The organism is Delftia sp. WSY_7 (genome assembly GCF_043104845.1).
Lineage (GTDB): Bacteria > Pseudomonadota > Gammaproteobacteria > Burkholderiales > Burkholderiaceae_C > Comamonas > Comamonas tsuruhatensis.
This window is the reverse complement of the sequence record NZ_JBICLB010000034.1, coordinates 252,775-274,790: the sequence shown is the minus strand read 5'-3', so window position 1 is coordinate 274,790 and position 22,016 is coordinate 252,775. Positions and strand designations below refer to the sequence as shown.

Sequence of the window (22,016 nt, the reverse complement as noted above, 5' to 3'; positions counted from 1 at the left end):
GCGGCACCGCCGCCTGCCCCAAGCCATGAATCTTCTTGCCCTAGACACCAGTACCGACACCCTCTCCATCGCCGTGCAGCGCGGCGATGCCGTCTGGGAACACAGCGGCCCCGGCGGCCCGCAGACCTCGACCGAGCTGATCCCCACCATCCTGGCCCTCATGGCCCAGGCCGGACTGGAGTTCGCCGAGCTGCGGGCCATCGTCTTCGGCCGGGGTCCGGGCTCGTTCACGGGCCTGCGCACGGCGTGCTCCGTGGCCCAGGGCCTGGCCTTTGCCGCCCGCGTGCCCGTGCTGCCCATGGACAGCCTGCTGGCCGTGGCCGAGCAGGCGCGCATGCAATACGGCTGCACCGACCTCATCGCCGTGATCGATGCGCGCATGAACGAGGTCTACCACGCCGCCTACCACTGGGCCGATGGCCGCTGGAACGACATCGGCGAGCAAAGCGGCGACTTCGGCCTGTGCGCGCCCGAGGCCCTGCAGTTGCCGCCCGGCACCGTGGTGGCCGGCAACGCCCTGGCCGCCTATGGCGAGCGCCTGGCGCCCCAGGCCAGCCATGTGGCTGCGCTGCCCACGGCCGCCGCCATGCTGCGCCTGGCCCCTGCGATGCTGGCGGCCGACCGCGCCCTGCCGGCCGACCAGGCCCTGCCGCGCTACATCCGCGATAAAGTCGCGCAGACCACGGCCGAGCGCGAGGCTGCCAAGGCGGCAGCCGCGCTTGCTTCACCCGTGCAGACCACAGAGACCCCTCCTGCCCAGGCATGAGCACGCACACGCCACAGCCCTCGCGGCCGCTGCCGCCCCTGACCGACGCCTTGGCGTCGGAGCGGGACAGCGTGCGCTTCGAGCCGCTGAACGTGCTGTGGCTGGACACGCTGCTGCCCGTGGAGCAGCAGGCCTATTCCCATCCCTGGACGCGCGGCAACTTCATCGACGCCATGGCGGCCGGCTATGAAACCCAGCTGCTGGTGGATGCCCAGGGCGGGCTGGTCGGCTACTTCGTCGCCATGATCGTGCTCGACGAGGTGCACCTGCTCAACATCACCGTGGCCCCGGCGCGCCAGCGCCAGGGCTGGGCCCGCATCCTGCTGGACGCCCTGGCCCTGTGGTCGCGCCAGCGCCAGGCCCAATGGATCTGGCTGGAAGTGCGCGAGAGCAATGTCCGCGCACGCAGCATCTACGCCGCGCATGGCTACCAGGAGGTGGGCCTGCGCAAGAACTACTACCCCATGCACGACGGCCCGCGCGAGCATGCCGTGCTCATGAGCCTCAAGCTATGGCCCTGAATCTAGACACCCGCCAGCGGGCCATGCTGCACGCCATGGGCATCACCGTCTGGCTGCCCGAGCCCGAGACCGCGCCCGCCGTGCTGTCCGAGGCCCTGGCTGCGCCCGCCGATGCGCCTGCAGCGGCGCCCCTGGCAGATCCGCTGGCGGCCCGCCCCGTGCCGCCGCCCGTGCAGGAGGCGCCCCCCCCGGCGCCTGATGCACCGGCGCCTGTCGCCGCGCCAACGCCCGCACGCGTTCAGGTGCCTGTTCAGGCGCCACCGCCTCCCGCACCCGTGCACGCCTCTCCCGCACCCGTCATCCCCGAACGCGAACGCCCGCCGCGCCGCTACGTGCAGCAGCCCGTGGCCGGCGCACCGGGCCTGGGCTGGCGGCTGGGCCCCGTGCGTCCCGTGTATGCGGCAACGCCGCCGGCCGGTGATGGCGGCGAAGGCGGCTGGCTGATCCTGCTGGAGCCGCCGGCCAACTCCCTGCCGCTGCCGCCCGCCCGGCGCCCCGGCCCCGACTGCGCGCGCACCGCGCTGGAAGGCGACGCGGCCCGGCTGCTGGACAACATGCTGCGCGCGCTGAACCTGCAGGACCATCCGCGCCTGTACAGCGCCGCCCTGCACCGCGTGCAGCCTCCGGCCGAAGGCCAGGAGGCGCCCGAGGTCCCGGCCCTGCAACCGTCGCTGGAGGCACTGCTGCGCGATCTGCGCCCGGCCTGCGTGCTGGTGCTGGGCCTGGCCACGGCGCGCGCCGTGCTGGGGCGCCAGGAGGCCCTGGGCCGCCTGCGCGCCGAGCCTCACCGCATCGCCGGTGTGCCGGCCGTGGTCAGCTACGACCCCAACTATCTGCTGCGCGCCCCCCAGGCCAAGGCCGGCGCCTGGGCCGACCTGTGCCATGCCCAGGCTTTTGTGACAGGCCGCCAGATGCCCCCTGGAGCCGCTTCCGAATAGCGCGGCCGGCCCGCATGCTGCAGCGCAACGCTGCATAATCCGATGCTTTGCATCTTGGAGAAAGCTCCGTGGAAACCTACCCCAGTTGGTAGCTTTCAACTCCCGGTTGGCCTGTGGGGTTGAAAGCACCCCCGATACCCCGCACGCCTGAGAAGAACACCTGGAGTGAGCCTATGCTCAACATCTTTACGCTGGCCAATGGCCGCCTGGTTCAAGAAGAGATCGAGTCGCTGGAGGAGCTGTCCCGCTTCAAGCCGATCTGGGTGGACCTGGAGTCGCCCACGGTCGAGGAAAAGCGCTGGATCAAGCAGCACTACGAGTTGTCCATCCCCGAAGATGCGATGGACGACGACATCGAGGAATCGGCCCGCTTCTACGAAGAAGACAACGGCGAGCTGCACATCCGCAGCGACTTCCTGATCGACGATGACGAGGACCCCCGCTCCGTGCGCGTGGCCTTCATCGTCAACGAGCACAACAAGAACCTGCGCAGCTGCGGCGTGCTGTTCTCCATCCATGACGAGGACGTGCCGGTCTTCCGGCTGCTGCGCATGCGCGCGCGCCGTGCGCCGGGCCTGATCGACGAGGCCAAGGACGTGCTGCTCAAGCTGTTCGACGCCGACGCCGAGTACTCGGCCGATACGCTCGAAGGCATCTACGACGACCTGGAGAAGGCCAGCAAGATGGTGCTGTCCGGCGACGTGACCGACGACGTGGCCCGCGAAGTGCTGGGCGCCATCGCGCGCCAGGAAGACCTGAACGGCCGCATCCGCCGCAACGTCATGGACACGCGCCGCGCCGTCAGCTTCATGATGCGTTCCAAGATGCTCAATGCCGAGCAGTTCGAGGAAGCGCGCCAGATCCTGCGCGACATCGAATCGCTGGACAGCCACACGGCCTTCCTCTTCGACAAGATCAACTTCCTGATGGATGCCACCGTCGGCTTCATCAACATCAACCAGAACAAGATCATCAAGATCTTCTCGGTGGCCAGCGTGGCCCTGCTGCCGCCCACGCTGATCGCCAGCGTCTACGGCATGAACTTCCGCTTCATGCCCGAGCTGGAGTGGGAGTTCGGCTACGTCTACGTCATCGCGCTCATGGTGCTCAGCGCCGTGGGGCCCATGCTGTATTTCCGCAAGCGCGGCTGGCTGAAGTAGCGGCAGCCGGCTCCCTCGGGCCGGGCTTTCTTCAGGCCAGCGCCACGGCCTCGATTTCCACCTTCAGCCCGAAATGCAGCGCCCCCGTGGGCACCACGGCGCGCGCGGGCCGGTGTGCGCCGGCCCAGTCGGCATAAAGGCGGTCGAAGGCCGGCCAGTGCGCCATGTCGTCCAGGTACACGCGCACCTGCAGCAGGCGGGGCACGCCGCTGCCGGCCAGCTCCAGCGCCGCCGCCAGATTGGCCAGCGCCTGGCGCGCCTGGTCCTCGAAGCTGGCGTCCACCAGGCGCGTGCCGTCGGGCCGTATGGGCAGCTGCCCTGACACGAAGACCAGCCCCTGGCCCGTGGCCGTGTGGCTGTAGTGGCCGCCCGGCGCAGGCAGGTTCGGCGATGCATGGCGCAGATCGATCCCGTTTTCACCAGCCATGGAGCCGCTCCCAGGTTTGCACCGAGCCATCTACCGCCAGCGCCTGGTAGGCCGGGAACTGCGCGCCCGTGGCGCAGGCATGGTTGGGCAGGATGCGCAGCCGCGTGCCCAGGGGAAAGCGGGCGGCGATGTCGGCCTCTATCGCGCCATCAGCGCGCGCCAGGATGCCGTGCTCCTGGTTGGCGCCGGTCAGCACGAAGCCCGGCATCACCTCGCCATGCAGGTCGCAGACCTGGCCGTAGCCGAAGTCCTGCCGCTGTTTCGCCGTGCCCCGGTCGCGGCTCATGGCCATCCAGCCTGCGTCCACGATGGCCCAGCCCTTGTCGGCCTGGTGGCCGATCACGGTGGCCAGCACCGACAGCGCCACGTCCTCGGCCGTGCACACGCCGATGTTGCGCATCACCAGGTCGAAGAACACATAGACGCCTGCGCGCACCTCGGTCACGCCGTCCAGCCGGCATGCCGCCAGCGCGGTGGGCGTGGAGCCCACGCTGACCACGGGGCACGGCAGGCCGGCCGCGCGCAGGGCTTCGGCGGCCTGCACGCAGCCGGCGCGCTCGCGCTCGGCCAGCGCCTGCAGCGCCTCGGGTGTGTCCAGCTCGTAGCTGGAGCCGGCATGCGTGAGCACGCCGCCCAGGCGCATGCCGCCGTCGTGCAGCGTGCGGCCAATGGCCAGCAGCAGCGGCGCATCTTCGGCGCCCACGCCGGAGCGGTGGCCGTCGGTGTCGATCTCTATCCATACCTCGAAGGCCTCGCCCTGTTCGCGGCCGAACGCGGCAATGGCCTGGGCCGCCGCCACGCTGTCCACGATGAGCTTGAGATCGCAGCCGCGCCGGCGCAGTTGCAGGGCCTGCGGCAGGCGGTGCGGCGCCATGCTGACTGCATAGAGGATGTCGGTGGTGCCAGCGGCAAAGAACTGCTCGGCCTCCTTCAGGGTGGAGACCGTGATGCCCGAGGCCCCGGCCGCGCGCTGCGCGGCGGCCACGGGCACGCTCTTGCTGGTCTTCACATGGGGGCGCAGGCGCACGCCCTGCGCGTCCATGCGCTGCTGCATGCGGTGGATATTGCGCTGCATGCGTGCGAGGTCGATCACGGCAGCGGGCGTGTCCAGGGTCAGAAGTGTGTCTTGCATGGTGTTTCTCTCTCCATCGTCAATCCAGGTATTGGCCTTTGGCCTTGAGGGCAGGCACGTCGTTGCGCAGTCCCTGTTCGATCAAGGCGGAGACCGTGGCCGGCACGGCCTGCTCGGGCGACGGCAGCTCCACCCCCAGCGCGGCCATCTGTGCGCGCAGGCCCGCATCGCCCATGGCGTGCTGCAGCGACCGCGTCAGCCGCGCGAGCACCGCCGGCGGCGTGCCGCGTGGTGCGAAGATCGCGTTCCATGAGCGCGCCTGCAGGGGGTGGCCGGCCTCGGCGCTGGCCGCCGTGCCCGGCAGCTGAGCCAGGCGCTGTGTTCCCAGCACCGCAATCGCCTTGATGCGGCCGCCCGCGATCTGCGGCAGCGCCGTCGTCGTCTGGTCGCACATGAAATCGGTCTGTCCGCCCATGAGATCGTTCATGGCAGGCGCGATCCCGCGATAGGGAACATGGGTGGGGCTTTGGCCCAGCGCCGACAGCAGCAGCACGCACCCATAGTGCGATATCGAGCCCACGCCGGCGCTGCCATAGGAGGCTGCGGCCTGGTTGCGCTTGAGCCAGTCGGCGAACTGGCGCAGGTCGGAGGCCGGCAGATTGGCACGCGCCAGCAGCAGCATGGGCGCCGCGCCCGCAGGTCCCACAGGGGCGAAGTCGGCCACGGGGTCATAGGGCAGCTTGCGGTACAAGGCCACATTGACCACATGCGTGCCTATGCCGCCAAAGGACAGGGTGTAGCCGTCGGCGGCGGCCTTGCGCGCCTGGTTCAGGCCGATGGTTCCATTGGCGCCACCCAGGTTCTCGATCACCAGGGGTTGGCCCAGATGCTCCCCCATCTTCTGAGCCACGGCACGGGCCAGCGCATCGCTGGGGCCTCCCGGGGGAAACGGCACGACCAGCGTGACCGGCCTGGCCGGAAAGGCAGCGCCGGCCTGCGCCAGGGCTCCCTGGCTCCACGCCATGGCACAGACGATGGACAGGACCGGGAATGCGGACACAAGGGACAACGGCAGGGCTGGACGCAGCTGCATGGCAGGCTCCTCACAAGGGTGGACAGGAAAGGACGGCGGGCACAGCACCGGCTGCACCCTCGGGGTTCAACCCTGCTGCAGGGAAAAGTCCCTGAGCCAGGGCAGTGCCGGCGCCAGCGTGGGTGCTTCGGCCTCGGCCTGCGGCGCGCCCGTGGGCCGCGACAGGCCCACGCGGTTGTGCCAGAAGGTACGCAGGCCCACGGCCGAGGTGCCGAACAGGTCATAGCCCGATCCGGCCACGAAGGCGGCCTGGCCCGCAGGCAGCCCCAGCCGGTCCAGCGCCAGCTGGTAGGGCCGGGGGTCGGGCTTGTAGAAGCCTGCTGCTTCCGAGGTCACCACCACATCCCAATCCACGCCCAGCAGCGCGGCGGCACGTTGACCCAGGCGCTCGGAGCAATTGGTCACCACGGCCAGGCGGCAGTGCGGGCGCAGGGCGGCCAGCAGCTCGCGTGCGCCATCCCAGGGCTGCAGCTGCTCCCATTGCGCCTCCAGCCTGTCGGCCACCGCCTCGGGCAGGCCCCGGTTGCGGGCCGCCGTGCGCACCAGGTCCTCATAGGGCTGGTAGGCGCCGCAGCCATAGGTCAGGCGCAGGTATTCGGCGCGCCAGTCGCGCCCGGCAGCCTCGCTGCCGGCGGCCGCATTCCAGACGGTCCAGGAGTCCAGCAAGGCGGTCAGCAGGTCGAAGAGCACGGCCCGGGGCCATGCGGCAGAGGTGGGGTATGGGGTGTTCATGCCTTGGCACTGTACGGACCAAGACCATGGTCGTGGTTAAATCCGCCGTCATCAATCGTTAAGGCAAATTGAATGATTGCCATCGAAGACCTGCAGCTTGCCGCCGCCTTGCTGCGCGAAAGCTCGCTGAGCGCGGCGGCCCGTGCGCTTGACGTGACACCGCCTGCACTGTCCATGCGCCTGCGCCGGCTGGAGGCCGAACTGGGCCTGTCCCTGGCCAACCGCAGCGCGCGGCGCCTGGCGCTGACGCCCGAGGGCGAGCGCTTTGCCCGCGAGGCCGTGCGGCTGCTGGGCCAGATCGAGGAGCTGCGCGACTCGCTGCACGGCGATGCCCGCCAACTGGGCGGCACGCTGCGCTTGGCCGCGCCCTTTGGCTACGGGCGCAGCCGGCTGGCCCCGGCCCTGGTGCCCTTCACGCGCCAGCACCCGCAACTGAAACTGCAGCTGGACCTGCGCGAAACGCCTTTCCCCGACCGCCACGATGCCGATGCCGTGGTCCACATCGGCACGGTGCGCGACTCCTCCTGGGTGGCGCGCGAGCTGGCTGCCAACGACCGCTGGCTGTGCGCCAGCCCCGGCTACCTGCGCCGCCATGGCACGCCCGCCACGCCGCGCGAATTGCTGGAGCACGCCTGCATCTGCATCCGCGAGAACGAGGAGGATGTGACGCTGTGGCACCTGCGCCCCGCCGCCAGCCGGCGTGCCGTGGACGGCCAGACCCTGCGTGTGACGCCGTCCTATGTGACCAACGATGGCGGCGTGGCCCGCCACTGGGCCGAACAGGGCCTGGGCCTGGTGCTGCGTTCGCAATGGGACATGGCACCGGCCATTGCCGAGGGCCGGCTGGTGCGCGTGCTGCCCGACTGGCATTTCGGCAGCGCGCCCGTCACCCTGCTGGTGCCCACGCGCACGGGCCGCACGGCGCGCGTGCAGGCCTTGGTGACGTTTCTGGAGCAGTGCGCCGCAGCGGGCGCGCTGTAGTGCAGGTCAGGCCGTGCGCGCGGACGTATCCCGGGCATCGCTGGCACCGTGGGTGCCCTGGCCGCGCTCGCGCAGCCACAGCACCAGGCCGCAGACCATCACCACCAGCTGCGTGCCCACCAGCAGGCCGAAGCCGGCAACGAAACCGCCGCCGGCCGAATGCGAGGTCCAGCCGATGACGGCCCCCATGAGCGCAGGCATGAAGCCCGCCACCAGGGTCGCCGTGCCGTTGACGACGCCGTAGGCGCTGGCCACATGCTCGGGCCGCGCGCAGTACTGCACGGTGCTGGGAATGGCGGGGCTCATCAGGCCCCAGCAGAAGTTGGCGGCGATCAGGCAGTAGGCCGCCGCGTAGCGGTCTTCCATGTGGATGGCCAGCCAGATGGCCAGCGCCAGGCCCAGGCTGCCGCCGACGAAGATCAGCGGCACCTGGCGGCGCGGCAGGCGGTCGATGACAATGCCGCCGACCAGCACGGCCAGCACCGTGGCGTATTGGGGCAGCGAGGCCAGCCAGCCCATCTCGCGCAGCGAAAAGCCGCGCGACTCCAGATAGGCCGGCAGCCAGTTGCTGCTGCCCCAGAGGTAGGAGAAGAAGGCCGCCGACAGCACGGCCACCAGCACCAGATAGCGCGTGTGCATGGCGCCGCGCACGATCTGGCCGACCTGGCCCACCGCCTCGCCCAGCGAGCGCGGGCGCGGCATGCCGGTGTCCACGCGGGGCATGCGGATGAAGGCCAGCACCAGCGGAATGCCGATGGCCACATTGATCAGGCCCAGCACGTGGAACGAGGTCTGCCAGTCATGGCCGGCCACCAGGTAGCCGATCAGCGGATAGCCCACCGCCAGCCCCAGTCCCGTGCCCATGTTCACGAAGGAGTTGGGCAGGCCGTTCTCGTGGCTCTGGAAATGCGCCTTGATGTAGCTGCCCGCCAGCGAGTACAGCGGCCCTTCGGAGATGCCCAGCAGGATGCGCGAGGCCAGCAGCAGGCCATAGCTGTTCATGGCCGGGGACAGAAAGGACACGGCGCCCCACAGCAGCAGGCCGACCACCAGGCTTCGGCGCACGCCGAAGAGCGCCGCGCAAAACGGCGTCAACACGAAGGAAGAAACGCCGTAGCCTACCATGAAGGCCGTGGCCAGCAGGCCCTGGCGCGTGCGGTCGTCGTGCGTCAGCCCGATGTGGTCCAGAAATCCCTGGTCGAGGATGAGGATCGAAAGGTTGATCCGGTCCACATAGGAGATGGCGACGATGATGAAGAGGCTGATCACCCCCCACCAGCGGGCCGCACGCATATCTTTCATGGCAAGTCTCTATCGCCCGATGGGCTGTATCAGAAGAAGTGGCGCACGCCCACCTCGAAGCCGGAGGAGCGGCCGCCCAGCGTGGTGCCCGGGGCCGACAGGCCCTGCACGCCGATGGACTTGGCCGCGCCGTCCTTGTTCTTGAGGAAGGCCACCGTGCCGTAGACCTGGGTGCGCTTGGACAGGTTGTGCCCGTAGCCCACGCTGATCTTGTTCCAGTCGGCATTGCTGCCGTCGGTGTTGTAGTGGCCGTAGGAGGCCTTGAACTCGCCCATGCCCACGGGCGCGGTCACGCCCAGCTGCAGGGCGGTGACCTTGAGGGCGCCGCGCTTTTCGCTGGCCCACAGCAGCATGGGCTTGGCCACGCCGAAGTCCCAGCTCAGGCCCACGTTGCTGGCCGTGAGGTTGGTCGCATCGCTGTCGCCATAGAACTTGCCCGTGGCCAGCGCGCCGTTGAAGGGGCCCTGGCGGTAGCCGAAGCGCAGGCCGCGGTAGTCGCCCTGGTTCTTGTTGGGCGCGCTGCGCGCCTGCTCGCCCATGGCCACCTGCACCTGGCCGTAGAAGCCGCCCAGGTTCTGCGGCAGGAAGTAGCTGACCGCGTTGCTGATCTGGATGGGCGCGCCGCCCGTGGCCGTGCCCGTGCCGGGAATGCCCAGCATGGTGAAGCCCATGGTGCCGCCCACGCCGTTGGTGAGGAAGGGGTCGAAGATCAGCGTGCTCAGGAAGGTGGCCGAGTCATCGCGGCCCAGGCGCACTTCGCCGAAGTCGCCCGACAGGCTCACGGTGGAGCGGCGGTTGAAGCTCAGGCCGCCACCGCTGGCCTTGCCCGAGCCGCTGTCCACGTCCATGCCCGCCTCCAGCCAGAAGCCAGCGCGCAGGCCGCCGCCCAGCTCTTCCGTGCCGCGAAAGCCGAGGCGGCTGATGTTGGCGCCGCCCGTGGACAGGCCGGTCTTGGAGGGGCCGGAGCCGTTCAGGTGCGTGACGCCGACATCGACGACGCCGAAGATCTCGACCTTGGACTGCGCCGAAGCGGCACCGGGCAAGGACGCCAGGCAGGCTAGCGCCACGCCCAGCATGGGCGTATGGATGGTTTTCATGGGGTTGTCTCCTCTGGGGTGGTGGCTTGGGGGGCTTGGGGGTGGTGGGTTGTTGCCGTGCAGGTCTGATTGCCTGCTCAGATATCGAGCACTAAACGTTCGCTCTTGCAGCCGGAAACGCAGACCATCATCACTTTGTTGCTGGCCTTTTCCTTGGGGCTGAGCACCGAGTCGCGGTGGTCCGGAATGCCTTCGAGCACGCGCGTCTCGCAGGAGCCGCAGACACCTTCGCAGCAGCTGTGGTCCATCTGGATGCCGGCATCCAGCAGGGTGTCGAGCAGCGACTTCTCGGGCGTGATCTCGATGAAGCGGCCGCTGCGCTTGAGCTCCACCGTGTAGTTGCTGCGCGCGTCGTCGGCGGCCTTGACCTCCACGGGCGTGAAGCGCTCGATGTGGGCGTTGGCGTGGCCCAGCTCGGCGCAGAACTTCTCGAAGGCGTCCAGCATGGGCGTGGGGCCGCAGGCGTAGTGGTGCGTGCCCGCGTCGGGCTGGCGTTGGGCCAGCAGCGCGCGCAGGTCGGGCGGGCCGCCGGCCTCGCTGTCGAAGTGCAGGTGCAGCGGCATGCCCAGCGCCTGCAGCTCTTCCAGGAAGGCCGCGCCCTTGCGCTCGCGGGCGAAGTACAGCATCTCGAACGAGCGGCCCTGGCCCTTGAGGCGGCGTGCCATGCACAGCAGCGGCGTGATGCCGATGCCGCCGGCCACCAGCACGGTGTGCGCGGCGCTTTCGTCCAGCGCGAAATGGTTGCGCGGCTCGGAGATGGTGATGGGCATGCCCACGCGCAGCGACTCGTGCACGCAGCGCGAGCCGCCGCGGCTGGCGCGGTCGCGCAGCACGCCGACCACGTAGCGGTGGCGCTCCTCGCTGGGGTTGCTCAGCGAGTAGCTGCGCACCAGGCCGTTGGGCAGGTGCAGATCGATGTGCGAGCCCGGCGTGAAGGCGGGAAGCTCCCCGCCCGCCACGGGCCGCAGGTCCACGCTGATGGTGTCCTGGGCCTCGAAGCGCAGCGTGTGCACGAAGGCCTGGAGGTTGGTGCTCATGATGCGGCGCCTTCGTCGATCTGCTCCTGGGCCAGGCGGCGCAGGTGGCGGCGCAGGCGCACCAGGCCGATGTCGTGCTGGTAGAGGTTCTCGCGCTCGTTGGCGTCCAGCTCCATCTGCTCCATCATGATCCGGTCCTGCTCCAGCACGGCCCAGTGGCGCGCCTCCAGGCGGTTGCGGTACAGGAAGCGCCAGGTGTCGCGCATCCAGCCCTGCACCTTGCGGCAGCGCCAGAAGAACACGGAGCACAGGTCGGCGCTGATGGGCGTGACGCAGGCCACGATGGCGAAGTTGCCGCCGGGGCCGCCGGTCTTGGGGTACGGAATCTCCAGGCGCATCCAGTGCACGCCCGTGCTGCCCCACTCGGTCCAGTCGAAGTTCACGCCGCGCTGGCCCACCTTCTCGAAGACGAAGCCGTCATCGGTCTCGCGCACCTGGAACGTGGCCTTGCTGTCGCCCTCGGCCATGGAGTGCGACTGCTTGTGCAGGAAGGTGCCGTGCATGGGGTCCATGACGTTGTCCAGCGCATAGCGGTAGTCGCTGCGCCACTCGGCATAGCACAGGAAGTTGGAGTACTCGGGCGAGGTCAGCTCCTCGGGCAGCGTGAACTCGGGCGCCTCGTCAACGGCCTTGTCGCTGTTGTAGAGAAAGATGGCGCCATGCGCCTCGCGCGCATGGAAGGCCAGCGCCGCGCGCGAGCCTTCGAGCTTGCAGCCGGGGCTGCCGGGCACCTTGGTCACGGTGCCGTCGCAGCGCACTTCCACGCCGTGGTAGGGGCAGGCCAGGCGGTCGCCCAGGATCACGCCCTGCGACAGCGGCGCGCCGCGGTGCGGGCAATGGTCTTCCAGCGCGTGGACCTGGCCGGCGGCATCGCGCCACAGCGCGATCTTGCGGCCGAAGCGGCGCACGGACACGGGCTGGGTCTTCACGAAGTCCGAGGGGCAGACCGCGTACCAGAGGTTCTTCAGGCCTTTGTTGAGCAGGCCGTCCACCGGATCGATGGTGATGGTTTGTACGTTCATGGGGCTCTCCAGTCCTGCTCGGTATCAATAGCCCAGCCGCGCCATCAGCGCCTGGAAGCTGTCTTCGGTCCAGGCCTCGCCGTTCTCGCCGGAGGGGCCGCTGCGGTTGAGGTAGGCCACCAGTTCGGGCAGGGTCTGCACGCCTTCGCCGAAGGCGCGTTCGATGGAATCGCCCAGCAGGTCTTCCATCAGGGTGGGGGCACGTTCGCGCGCCTGGTGCGGCTCGAGATAGCGATCAGCGGCCATGGTTCTCTCCTTCGAAAACTGTCTTGTGTGGGGTTGGCTGCGCTCAGTCGGCGCGGATGTCCAGGTCTTTGATGAGCTTGCCGAATCGGTTGAAGTCCGCTGCATTGGTCTTCTCAAGCCTCGCGGGCTCGCCGCCTGCGGGCAGCGCGCCGAAGGTGGCCATCTTGGAGACCACGTCGGGCATCTTCAGGATCTCGTTGAGGTGCGTGTTCAGCAGCTTCACGGTCTCGGGCGACATGCCCTTGGGGCCGAACAGGCCCTGCCATGCGGACACTTCCACGTCCTTGACGCCCAGCTCGGCCAGGGTGGGCACATTGGGGGCCAGCGCGCTGCGCTGGCTGTCGGCCACGGCCAGGGCGGCGACCTTGCCGCCGACGTAGGGCGCGATCGGGCCCCAGGTCATGAAGGTCGTGGGCACATGGCCGCCGATCAGGTCGTTGACGGCGGGTGCCACGCCCTTGTAGGGAATGTGGGCGATGCGCGTACCGGCGGCGCGGTTGAACATCTCGCCCAGGATGTGCATGGGCGAGCCGCTGCCGGGGCTGGCGTAGGTCAGGCCGTCGCGCTTGCCCTGGGCGATCAGGGTCTTCATGTCCTTGATGCCCGAGGCCTGGTTGGTGGCCACGAACATGGGCTGCACGCTGGTCTGCACGATGGGCGTGAAGCCGTGCAGCACGTCGTAGCTGGAGCCCGAGGCCGTCTTGAGCACGAACTGCGCGATGGCGAAGGTATTGGGCGCCAGCAGCAGCGTGTAGCCGTCCGGCGAGGCCTTGGCCACATGCACGCTGCCGATGGTGCCGCTGGCGCCGGGGCGGTTGTCCACCAGCACGGGCTGGCCCAGGCGCGTAGACAGCTTCTCGGCATACAGGCGCGCCATGGCATCGGTGTCGCCACCGGCCGGATAGGCCACGATGATGGTGATGGGCTTGGCCGGATAGGCCTGGGCCATCGCGGTGCCGGACAGCGTGGCTGCAGCCAGGAATGCAGCGGCAAGAGAAACCTGGCGACGTGTCTTGTTCATGGTGGGGGGCCGTGGGGTGGTTGGGTTGTGGGGGTAGGCCGTCAGGCGCGGTCTCAATGCCGCTTGTCGGTGATGAATTTCCCGTCGCTGGTACCCACGCCCTTTTGGCGCCGGGTGTTGCCGTCGATGCCGCCATCGATGGCCCATTCGGCAAACACCGTGGGGCCGGGCTCGAACTCGCGGGGCTGCCAGTCGGCGGTGAGCTGGTCCTCGTCGGCGTAGTACTCGACCAGGGCGCCGGCCGGATTGCGGAAGTACCAGAAATAGGCCGAGGACACGGGATGGCGGCCCGGGCCCAGCTGGGTGTCCCAGCCGCAGCGCGAGATGTGCATGCCGCCGCCGAAGACCTCGTGGATGTCGCGCACCGTGAAGGCCACGTGGTTCAGGCCCGCGTCCTTGGCGGGGCGCTGCAGCAGGAAGATGTCGTGGTGGCCGCCGTCGGGTGCGCAGCGCAGGAAGGCACCGCGCTCGGGGTAGCGGTCCGAGGCCGCGAAGCCGAAGTTGTCCACGTAGAAGCGCTCGCAGGCCTGCACGTCCTTAACGAAGAACACCACATGGCCGACCTCGATGGGCTGGGCGCGCTCGTAGGCCGGGCTGGCCTGGTTGACGCGGTCCTTGCGGTCCCAGGTGTTGTAGGCGGCGCCTTGCACATCCACATCACGCTTTTGCGTGACCTGCAGGCGCACGGACAGGCCGTTGGGGTCGGTGCAGCCTATGCGCCCCTGGCCCTGTGTGAAGCCCGGCAGCGCGGCAATGCGGCTGGCGTACAGCGCAAGGTCCGCCTCGCTTTCCACACCCCAGACCACTTCGCGCAGCGTGGGGCCGGCCTCGATGGCGGGCGGCAGATCGGGATGGTCCACGGCGGCCACGATCACGCGGCAGCCGTTGAGGGTCTCGAACACCAGCCGGTCGTCCGCTTCCTGCACCAGCGCCAGGCCCCAGTCCAGGAAGAAGCGGCGGCAGGTGGCCAGGTCGTCCGCGCCGTAGGTGATTTCGTCTATGCCCAGTACGCTCATGTCGTGCTCCTTCAATTTGCCCAAGCGATGGGGCTCTCGTTCAAGCCCCAGTACATGCTCTTTTGCTCCATGTACTGCTGTATGCCCAGCCGTCCCTTCTCGCGGCCCAGGCCGCTGTCGCGCCAGCCGCCGAAGGGCGTGGAGATGGAGAACTGCTTGTAGGTGTTGATCCAGACCGTGCCGGCCTGCACGGCGCGGCCAATGCGCCAGGCGCTCTTGTAGTCGCGCGTCCAGATGCCGGCGGCCAGCGCGTAGACGCTGTCGTTGGCCTGGGCGAGCAGGTCGTCCTCGTTGTCGAAGGGCATGGCCACGAGCACGGGGCCGAAGATTTCCTGCTGGCAGATCTGCCAGTCGTTCTTCACGCCGTCGATGATGGTCGGGCGGTAGTAGTAGCCGCGCTCGAACTGCGCGCCCTCGGGCCGCTGGCCGCCCGTGAGCAGCCGGCCGCCTTCGGACAGGCCCAGGGCCACATAGCTCTCTATGGATTCGCGGTGCTTGGCGGTGATCAGCGGCCCCATCTGCGTGCGCTCGTCAGCCGGGTCGCCCACCTGCAGCGCGGCGGCCTTGGCCGTCAGGCGCTGCATGAATTCGGCATGCAGGCTGCGCGCCACGAACAGGCGCGAGCCCGCAATGCACGACTCGCCCGAGGAGCTGAAGATGCCGTAGAGCACGCCGTTGACGGCATGGTCGATGTCGGCATCGGCCAGTACCATGGTGGCCGACTTGCCGCCCAGCTCCAGCGAGACCGGCATCATCTTGTCGGCCGCGATGTGGGCGATGTGCTTGCCCGTGGACGTGCCGCCCGTGAACGACACGCGCTTGACCAGCGGGTGCTTGGTGATGGCATCGCCAATCACCGAGCCCCGGCCCGGCAGCACGCTGACCAGGCCCTTGGGCACGCCGGCCTCTTCGCAGATCTTCGCCAGCTCCAGCGCCAGCAGCGGCGTGGCCTCGGCGGGCTTGACGACCACGGCGTTGCCGGCGGCCAGCGCGGGCGCCAGCTTTTGCGCCTCGCTGGCGATCGGCGAGTTCCACGGCGTGATGGCCGCCACCACGCCCATGGGCTCGTACACGCTCATGGTCATGAAGTCGCCGCGCGAGGGCGTGATGGTTTCCTCCATGGTCTCGCAGGCCGCTGCAAAGAACTGGAAGGTGGCGGCGGCGCTGGCCACCAGCATGCGTGTTTCCTTGATGGGCTTGCCGTTGTCCAGGCGCTGCAGCTGGGCCAGGGGCTCGGCGCGCTCGCGGATCAGCTGGGCCACGCGGTGCAGCACGGCCGCGCGTTCATGGGGCTTTTTCTGGGCCCAGCCGCTGGTGCGGAAGGCGTGGTCGGCCTTCTGGATGGCCTCCTCCACATCCTCCAGGCTGGGCGCGCGCAGGCGGCCCACCACTTCGCCGGTGGCGGGATAGAGCGTGGTGGATTCGCCGCCGCCGCCCAGGCGCCATTCGCCGGCGATGTTGATGGGGAGCAGTTCCAGGTTCGACATGGTGAGCCTCTCTCGTTCGTTCGAATCCAGCCGCCTCAGGCGGCCTTGGTGGCCGTGGTGGTGGCCGGGATCTGGTCCAGCTTGTTCACGGGCGGGCCAGAGAACGTGGCCTTGAAATTGCCGATGGCGCGCATGTCGATCTCCAGCAGGAAGGGGCCCTTCTTCGTCCAGGCCGACTGCAGCACCGCCGGCAGCTCCTTGAGGTCTTGAACGCGGGCATGGGGCAGCTGGATGGAGGCGCACAGCTGCGCGTAGTCGGGCGTGTGCAGCTCCACATAGCAGCGGCGGCCGCCGTAGGAGGCGTCCTGGATGTTCTGGATCACGCCGTAGCGCTGGTCGTTCATCAGCACGATCAGGGTGTCGCACTCTTCCTGCACCAGCGTGGCCAGCTCGCCCAGGTTCAGGATGAAGCCGCCATCGCCCGCCAGGCCCAGCGTCTTGCGGCCCGAGCCGCTGACCGCCGCGCCCACGGCCGCGCCGATGGCCATGGGCATGCCCATGCCGATGCCGCCGCCCGTGGCGTGCACACCCGCGTTGGGCTCGAAAAAGCGCAGCTCGCGGTTGCCCCAGGTGCTGTTGGAGACGGTCACGTCGCGCACCCAGTTGAAGTTGCGGCCCACGGCCTTTTGCAGCTCCTGCACCAGCACGCTGTACGGGCCCAGGCCGTCGCGCATGGTGGCCACGGCCTCGTCGTGCACCTGGCGCAGGTCGGCCAGCAGCTCGGGGTCGGCCTTGTAGCCGCGCGCCTCCAGCCGGTCGGCCAGGCCCGTCAGCGCCAGGGCCGAGTCGCCGCAGACAAAGCCGTCGTCGGCATAGCAGCGGCCCTGCTGGGCGGCGTCCACATCGATGCGCAGCAGCGGGCGCGGCAGCTTCAATTCGTACTTCAGCGTCTCGTTGCTGCGCAGGCGCGTGCCCACGGCCAGCATGGCGTCGCAGCGCTGGTAGAAGGCCTCCACGGGCTTTTGGATGTTGTAGGCGCCCAGCGAGGCCGGATCGTCCTCGGCCACGATGCCGCGGCCCTGGCCCGTGCTGACGATGCCGAAGCCCAGCGCCTTCAGGCGCTGCACGGCAGCGACTGCGTGGCGTGCGCCGCCACCCAGCCACAGCAGCGGGCGGTGCGCCTTGGCCAGCGTGTCGGCCAGGGCGTCGAGCGCGGCCTCGCTGGGGGCCAGCACGGCCACCGGCAGCGGCGACAGGTCGGCCGGCATGTCGATCACGGTCTGCTGGATGTCGATGGGAATCTCCACGCTCACCGGGCCGGTCGGCGCGGTCATGGCGGCCTGCACGGCGGCCTTCAGGGTGGACAGGCAGGTCTCGGCGCTGCGCACGCGGAACGCCGCCTTGGACACGGCGCCCAGCATGGTCAGCTGATCGGGCGCCTCGTGGATGTACGACAGCTTCTGGTCCAGGTACTGCGTCTCGATCTGGCCCGTGATGTGCAGCAGCGGCGTGCCGGCCGTATAGGCCTCCACCAGGCTGCCGGCGATGTTGCCTGCGGCCGGGCCGGTGCTGGTGATGCACACGCCCAGGCTGGAGGTGGAACGCGCGCAGGCATCGGCCATGTTGCCGGCGCCGGCCTCGCCGCGCGCCATCACGAAGCGGACCCTGCCGCGCGCATGCATCGCGTCCAGGATGGGCATGTTGTGGATGGAGATCACCCCGAACGCGGCCTGCACGCCGCAGTGTTCGAGGAACTGGGCCACAACGGCGCCGACGGTGATTTTGGATGCGGAAGAAGTCATGTTCTGCTTTGAATCGGGTGAAGGGGCTGGAGCACTACGCTTGCCGTGCAAGACCACCGGAGACGTCGATGTGGCTGCCGGTCGTGTAGGAGGACAGGGGCGTGGCGAGATAGAAGATGGCGCGCGCGGCCTCGTCGGGCGAGCCCAGGCGGCCCAGCGGAATGGACTTCTTGCGGGCGAGGTCGGCGCTCCAGGCGTTCCAGTCCTGGCTGCGGTCCTCGCGCGCCTCGAAGCGGCGGCGCCACTGGCCGGACTCGATCAGGCCGACCAGGATGCCGTTGACGCGCACGCCCTTGGGCGCGAACTCGGTGGCCATGGAGCGCACCAGGTTCTTGAGGCCGGCGCGCGCGGCCGAGGTAGCCACCATGTGCGGCTCGGGCTGCGAGGCCAGCAGCGAATTGACGCAGACGATGGCCGGCTGCGCCGTGCGCTCGAGCTGCGGCAAAAAGGCGCGCGTGGGATGCAGCACCGAGAAGAACTTCAGGTGCAGCTCCTCGGTCCAGGCCGCATCGTCGGTGCTGGCAAACGTCGAGACCCGGCCCTGGCCCGCGTTGTTCACGAGGATGGAGGCCGGACCCAGCGCAGCCTCGCTGTCACGCGCGAATTGCTGCACCTGGGCGGCGTCGAGCACGTCGCAGGCCTGGGCGAACAGGCGGGCCTCGGGATGGCGCCCGCGCAGCTGCTGCACGGCCTGCTCCAGGCGTTCGGCGCTGCGCCCGCACAGGGCGACACGCGCGCCCTGCGACAGCAGCAGATCGACCGTGGCCAGGCCAATGCCCGAAGAGCCGCCGGTGACGACGGCCGTGGTGTCCTTGAGGGTGTAATCAAACATGGCCGCCTCCTGCGCGCCGGGAATTGAGGGAAAGCAGCTGTGCCGTCTGCGTTTGCGTTTGCGTTTGCGGGCGGTAGTTCAGCAGCTCGGACAGCTCGGCCGCCGCGTCGCAGACGCCGGCGATCAGGGTCTCGGCACGGCCCTCCTCCACATGGGGCGCGGGGACCGTCGTGCCCAGCGCCGCCACCACGCGGCCGCTGTGGTCGCGCACGGGGGCGGCGATGGTGCAGATGGAGCTTTCGTAGAAGCCCTCGCTGAACACATGGCCGCGCTCGCGGTCGGCCTCGACCAGGTTGAACAGGTCCAGCACCGTGCGCGGCGTCTTGGGCGTGTGCGCTTCCAGGTGGTCCTCGGGGTAGAGCGCGCGCAGCTCGGGCAGGGACAGGTCGGCCAGCAGCACGCGGCCCAGGGCCGTGGCATGGGCGGGCAGGCGCGTGCCCACGCGCACCGAACTGGTCAGCGGCGTGGGCGGCGTGACCTTGGCCACATAGACGATGGAGCGGCCATCGCGCACCACGATGTTGCAGGGATAGCGGATCTCGCCGCACAGCCGTGCGATCACGGGCTGGCCCAGCTCGGTCAGGTCCATGGACGACAGGAACTCGAAGCCCAGGCGCAGCACGGACAGGCCCAGCCGGTAGTCATTGCTTCCCTCGGCACGCTGCAGAAAGCCCATGGCCTCCAGCGTGTTGAGCATGCGGAAAATCGTGGCGCGCGGCAGCTGCAGGCGGCGGGCCAGCTCGGGCGCGCCCAGCGTGGCATTGCCGCGCCCGAACTCCTGCAGCAGGCGCAGGCCGCGCTCCAGCGCGGGCACCATGTACTTGTCGGTGCCGTTGTCCGCGCTTTCGGCGCTCTCGGCATTCCCGGAAGAGGGGGTGTCGGTCATGGCGAAACCCCTTCAATTCATGACGAAGCCGCCGTTGACGGGCAGCACCTGCCCCGTCACGAAGCGCGCGCCATCGGACAGCGCATAGGCCACGGCGCCCGACACATCCTCGGGCCGCTGCTCGCGCTGCAACGCGCGCTGGTCGATGTACAGGCGGTGGCGGTGCTCGGGCACGTATTCCGTGGCCTCCACCAGCACCAGGCCCGGCGCCACGGCGTTGATGGTGATGCCGTCGGCGCCCAGCTCGCGCGCCATGGAACGCGTCATGGCCATCACCGCGCCCTTGCTGGCCACATAGGCCATCAGGTTGGGGGCGCCCCACATCGCGGTATCGGACGCCAGGTTCACGATGGCACCCCGGCCGCTGTCGCGCAGCGCGGCGCGGCAGGCGCGCGTCATCAGCCACACGCCGCGCACGTTCACGTTCATCACCTGGTCCCACTTGTCCAGATCGATGTCGTCCATGCCCTTGCCGCCCGAATCGGTCACGGCCGCGTTGTTCACCAGGCCGTCCAGCCCGCCCAGCGCCTGCACGGCCTGCTGCGCGCAGCGCTCTATCGACTCCGGATTGCCGGCATCCAGCCCGAAGCCATGGGCCTCGAAGCCCTGCGCACGCAGCCGGGCCACGGACTCGGCCAGCAGCTCCTCGCGCAGATCGGCCATGGCGACACGCGCGCCCTGCTCGCAAAAGGCCTTGGCGAACGCAAAGCCCAGGCCGCGCGCCGAGCCTGTGACGAGGATGCGGCGGCCGGCAAGCTGGCCTGTGGAGGGCGTGGTGTTCATGGCGTACCTCAATCGAAGGGGTTTGTGTCTGTTTCAAATTTGAAATGACACTTTTTTCTTGAAACAAGCATGAGTTTAGGACTGATGGTTCGGGGTGGGATTGGGGAAAACACGGAGACGTGCGGGAAATGGATGACAGAGGTGTGTCTGGGTGTGTTTTGGATTGGGGCGTTTTATGGCTTGCGAGGACATGCCCGCCCTGCGGGCGGGAGCCGGGTTTCGGCCCGGCGGCGGACCGCAGCGAGCCAGTTGACGAAGCAGTCCTGTCCTTCGGCAGGACTGCAACCCCGCAACCACCACGCCGCAGGCGCGCTCATACGGGGAATGGGTGCGCGCCGTCGCTTCGCTCGGCCTGGGGTTTGAGGCGGGGTTGTGGAATGCCTCTATGATTTCGGTGGCCCCCTGTTCCGGGGCTGGTGCTTGAAAACACCATCAACACACAGCGGCAGAGCCTCCCCGAAAGTGAGGCCTCGTCACGTCTGAACACTTGGACAGTGGGCATCGCACCCGCACGTCCACACGGTTTTGGATGGGATGGGGCTACCCGCAAGGCTGCCCGCACGTCTGTGTGCGTGTTTTCAACATCCCATCCACCCTTTCTGCGCTTGAAAACGCAGGTCGGGTGTTTCCGTCTCGCACAGGAGTACGAAAACATGAACGATCAGCGCACCGTTCTTCCCACGCGCGCCAGCTTCGAGCAACTGGCTCGCACCATCACCGACACCAATGGATGGGTACAGGAAGGCTGCAACGAAATACGGGCCCTGGCCCAACTTGCATTGGCCAGCCTCCATGCCCCAGAAGACTTGCGACGTCCGCAAGCCATGGCTCACGCACTGCGCGCCATCCGCGACGGCGCTGAGTCACTGGCCGACTATGTGCAAGGCGAAGCCAGAAGCGTAGGTTGCGACCCCACTCAAAGCCCATAGCCGCGAGGGCGGCCACATCCGGCCGAGCGCAGCGAAGGGGTCGCGGGCATTCGGGTTGCCGTCTTTGACCTGACCTTTCTTGGCGCATCAAGATGGGCCATCGGCTGCCAGGCCAGGAACCAGGCATCGAAACCAAGCAATCGCAGTGGCAGGAATTCCCCTCGCGTCCAGCGTCAAGGCTTTGGCCTCCGATGACACACGGGCTACACGGTCATCAGTAACGACACGCAGCAAAATAGTACTTTTTTAGATACACTTTTCCGATGGAAGAGCCCATTCTTTCCGTTGTCTTCTACCGGTCCGATGCCGGCAAGGAGCCTGTGCGTGACTGGCTTCGTGAACTTACGGTGGAAGACCGCAAAGCCATCGGCGCCGATATCAAGACCGTCCAATACAACTGGCCTCTGGGCATGCCGGTAGTACGCAAGATGGAGCCAGGACTGTGGGAGGTGCGGTGCAGCATTGCCGATGGCATCGCACGTGTCCTATTCACGGCCCAGAATGGAAAAATGGTTCTGCTGCATGGCTTCATCAAGAAGTCGGCCAAGACCCCCGCGCCGGATCTGACAACTGCCAGAAACCGGCTCAAGAAGCTGAGGAATACCCCATGAACAAACATCTAGGCAGCAATTTCGATGACTTCCTCGAAGAAGAAGGCCTGCTTGAGGAGGCCACAGCTATCGCAGTGAAGCGGGTGATTTCCTCGCAATTCGCACAGGCGATGAAAGCCCAGAAAGTCAGCAAGACCGAGATGGCGACACGCATGCGCACCAGCCGCATGGTGGTGAACCGCCTGCTGGACGAAAACGACACCGGCGTCACCCTGGCCACGTTGGCCCGCGCCAGCGTGGCGCTTGGCACGGCTTTGCACTTTGAACTGGACGATGCGACGGTTCTCCAGGCATCAGCGGCATAAAGCACGACCG

Annotated in this window: 24 protein-coding genes; 8 read left to right on the top strand and 16 right to left on the bottom strand. The window is 68.5% G+C overall.

Annotated features, from left to right (window positions below; genetic code table 11):
* Positions 1 to 25 precede the first annotated feature (25 nt).
* The 4 genes from tsaB to corA all read left to right on the top strand — a co-directional run bounded on the left by tsaB (position 26) and on the right by corA (position 3,385).
* A complete protein-coding gene (gene tsaB, locus ACF8ME_RS16065; protein ID WP_392417354.1) occupies positions 26 to 766 on the top strand; it encodes a tRNA (adenosine(37)-N6)-threonylcarbamoyltransferase complex dimerization subunit type 1 TsaB in 741 nt (246 codons plus the stop codon).
* A complete protein-coding gene (rimI, locus tag ACF8ME_RS16060) occupies positions 763 to 1,287 on the top strand; it encodes a ribosomal protein S18-alanine N-acetyltransferase (RefSeq protein ID WP_016449114.1) in 525 nt (174 codons plus the stop codon). Before tsaB ends, rimI begins: the two co-directional genes overlap by 4 nt.
* Positions 1,278 to 2,225: a uracil-DNA glycosylase family protein gene (locus ACF8ME_RS16055; protein WP_392417353.1), complete on the top strand. Its 948-nt coding sequence runs from the start codon at positions 1,278 to 1,280 to the stop codon at positions 2,223 to 2,225. Before rimI ends, ACF8ME_RS16055 begins: the two co-directional genes overlap by 10 nt.
* Positions 2,226 to 2,398: 173 nt before the next feature.
* Positions 2,399 to 3,385: a magnesium/cobalt transporter CorA gene (corA, locus tag ACF8ME_RS16050; protein ID WP_016449112.1), complete on the top strand. Its 987-nt coding sequence runs from the start codon at positions 2,399 to 2,401 to the stop codon at positions 3,383 to 3,385.
* A 31-nt stretch (positions 3,386 to 3,416) separates the two neighbouring features.
* Here the strand turns inward: corA and ACF8ME_RS16045 are convergent, their stop codons facing one another.
* The 4 genes from ACF8ME_RS16045 to ACF8ME_RS16030 form a co-directional block, all read right to left on the bottom strand.
* The gene (locus ACF8ME_RS16045; RefSeq protein ID WP_252652317.1) at positions 3,417 to 3,812 is read right to left on the bottom strand and encodes a RidA family protein; all 396 of its coding nucleotides are present in this window, start codon (positions 3,810 to 3,812) and stop codon (positions 3,417 to 3,419) included.
* Positions 3,802 to 4,944: a DSD1 family PLP-dependent enzyme gene (locus ACF8ME_RS16040; RefSeq protein ID WP_047217888.1), complete on the bottom strand. Its 1,143-nt coding sequence runs from the start codon at positions 4,942 to 4,944 to the stop codon at positions 3,802 to 3,804. The genes ACF8ME_RS16045 and ACF8ME_RS16040 overlap by 11 nt, the downstream gene beginning before the upstream one ends.
* A gap of 19 nt (positions 4,945 to 4,963) precedes the next feature.
* Positions 4,964 to 5,977, bottom strand: a complete 1,014-nt coding sequence (locus ACF8ME_RS16035; protein ID WP_016452041.1) for a tripartite tricarboxylate transporter substrate binding protein BugD — start codon at positions 5,975 to 5,977, stop codon at positions 4,964 to 4,966.
* Between the two features lie 66 nt (positions 5,978 to 6,043).
* Positions 6,044 to 6,709: an HAD family hydrolase gene (locus ACF8ME_RS16030; RefSeq protein ID WP_016449108.1), complete on the bottom strand. Its 666-nt coding sequence runs from the start codon at positions 6,707 to 6,709 to the stop codon at positions 6,044 to 6,046.
* Between the two features lie 72 nt (positions 6,710 to 6,781).
* Between ACF8ME_RS16030 and ACF8ME_RS16025 the strand changes: the two genes are divergently transcribed.
* On the top strand, positions 6,782 to 7,690 hold the full coding sequence (locus ACF8ME_RS16025; protein ID WP_392417349.1) for a LysR family transcriptional regulator: 909 nt from the start codon (positions 6,782 to 6,784) through the stop codon (positions 7,688 to 7,690).
* 6 nt (positions 7,691 to 7,696) lie between these two features.
* Here the strand turns inward: ACF8ME_RS16025 and ACF8ME_RS16020 are convergent, their stop codons facing one another.
* From ACF8ME_RS16020 to ACF8ME_RS15965, 12 genes are all read right to left on the bottom strand, one after another.
* A complete protein-coding gene (locus ACF8ME_RS16020; RefSeq protein WP_016449106.1) occupies positions 7,697 to 8,992 on the bottom strand; it encodes an MFS transporter in 1,296 nt (431 codons plus the stop codon).
* Positions 8,993 to 9,021: 29 nt separating this feature from the next.
* Positions 9,022 to 10,089, bottom strand: coding sequence for a porin (locus ACF8ME_RS16015; protein ID WP_013804504.1), 1,068 nt, complete (start codon positions 10,087 to 10,089; stop codon positions 9,022 to 9,024).
* 77 nt (positions 10,090 to 10,166) lie between these two features.
* Positions 10,167 to 11,126: a PDR/VanB family oxidoreductase gene (locus ACF8ME_RS16010; protein WP_016449105.1), complete on the bottom strand. Its 960-nt coding sequence runs from the start codon at positions 11,124 to 11,126 to the stop codon at positions 10,167 to 10,169.
* Complete coding sequence (locus ACF8ME_RS16005) at positions 11,123 to 12,148, bottom strand: aromatic ring-hydroxylating dioxygenase subunit alpha (RefSeq protein WP_034363433.1); 1,026 nt, start codon at positions 12,146 to 12,148, stop codon at positions 11,123 to 11,125. The genes ACF8ME_RS16010 and ACF8ME_RS16005 overlap by 4 nt, the downstream gene beginning before the upstream one ends.
* Positions 12,149 to 12,172: 24 nt before the next feature.
* Positions 12,173 to 12,394: a recombinase-like helix-turn-helix domain-containing protein gene (locus tag ACF8ME_RS16000; protein WP_016452043.1), complete on the bottom strand. Its 222-nt coding sequence runs from the start codon at positions 12,392 to 12,394 to the stop codon at positions 12,173 to 12,175.
* Positions 12,395 to 12,437: 43 nt separating this feature from the next.
* Positions 12,438 to 13,415, bottom strand: a complete 978-nt coding sequence (locus ACF8ME_RS15995) for a tripartite tricarboxylate transporter substrate binding protein (RefSeq protein ID WP_016449102.1) — start codon at positions 13,413 to 13,415, stop codon at positions 12,438 to 12,440.
* A 53-nt stretch (positions 13,416 to 13,468) separates the two neighbouring features.
* A complete protein-coding gene (locus ACF8ME_RS15990; RefSeq protein ID WP_016449101.1) occupies positions 13,469 to 14,431 on the bottom strand; it encodes a VOC family protein in 963 nt (320 codons plus the stop codon).
* 11 nt (positions 14,432 to 14,442) lie between these two features.
* The gene (locus tag ACF8ME_RS15985) at positions 14,443 to 15,918 is read right to left on the bottom strand and encodes an aldehyde dehydrogenase (protein ID WP_017406709.1); all 1,476 of its coding nucleotides are present in this window, start codon (positions 15,916 to 15,918) and stop codon (positions 14,443 to 14,445) included.
* A gap of 35 nt (positions 15,919 to 15,953) precedes the next feature.
* Positions 15,954 to 17,660, bottom strand: coding sequence for a thiamine pyrophosphate-binding protein (locus ACF8ME_RS15980; protein ID WP_392417345.1), 1,707 nt, complete (start codon positions 17,658 to 17,660; stop codon positions 15,954 to 15,956).
* 34 nt (positions 17,661 to 17,694) lie between these two features.
* A complete protein-coding gene (locus tag ACF8ME_RS15975) occupies positions 17,695 to 18,492 on the bottom strand; it encodes an SDR family oxidoreductase (protein WP_392417343.1) in 798 nt (265 codons plus the stop codon).
* The gene (locus ACF8ME_RS15970) at positions 18,485 to 19,378 is read right to left on the bottom strand and encodes an IclR family transcriptional regulator (protein WP_392417341.1); all 894 of its coding nucleotides are present in this window, start codon (positions 19,376 to 19,378) and stop codon (positions 18,485 to 18,487) included. Before ACF8ME_RS15970 ends, ACF8ME_RS15975 begins: the two co-directional genes overlap by 8 nt.
* A 12-nt stretch (positions 19,379 to 19,390) precedes the next feature.
* Positions 19,391 to 20,161, bottom strand: a complete 771-nt coding sequence (locus tag ACF8ME_RS15965; RefSeq protein ID WP_012202888.1) for an SDR family oxidoreductase — start codon at positions 20,159 to 20,161, stop codon at positions 19,391 to 19,393.
* Positions 20,162 to 20,814: 653 nt separating this feature from the next.
* On the opposite strand from ACF8ME_RS15965, the gene ACF8ME_RS15960 reads away from it, so the two are divergent.
* From ACF8ME_RS15960 to ACF8ME_RS15950, 3 genes are all read left to right on the top strand, one after another.
* A complete protein-coding gene (locus tag ACF8ME_RS15960) occupies positions 20,815 to 21,090 on the top strand; it encodes a hypothetical protein (protein WP_310036687.1) in 276 nt (91 codons plus the stop codon).
* A gap of 263 nt (positions 21,091 to 21,353) precedes the next feature.
* On the top strand, positions 21,354 to 21,701 hold the full coding sequence (locus tag ACF8ME_RS15955) for a type II toxin-antitoxin system RelE/ParE family toxin (protein WP_013804511.1): 348 nt from the start codon (positions 21,354 to 21,356) through the stop codon (positions 21,699 to 21,701).
* Positions 21,698 to 22,006 (top strand): XRE family transcriptional regulator, encoded by a 309-nt coding sequence (locus tag ACF8ME_RS15950; RefSeq protein ID WP_016449816.1) that lies wholly within the window; start codon positions 21,698 to 21,700, stop codon positions 22,004 to 22,006. The genes ACF8ME_RS15955 and ACF8ME_RS15950 overlap by 4 nt, the downstream gene beginning before the upstream one ends.
* Positions 22,007 to 22,016: the final 10 nt, after the last annotated feature.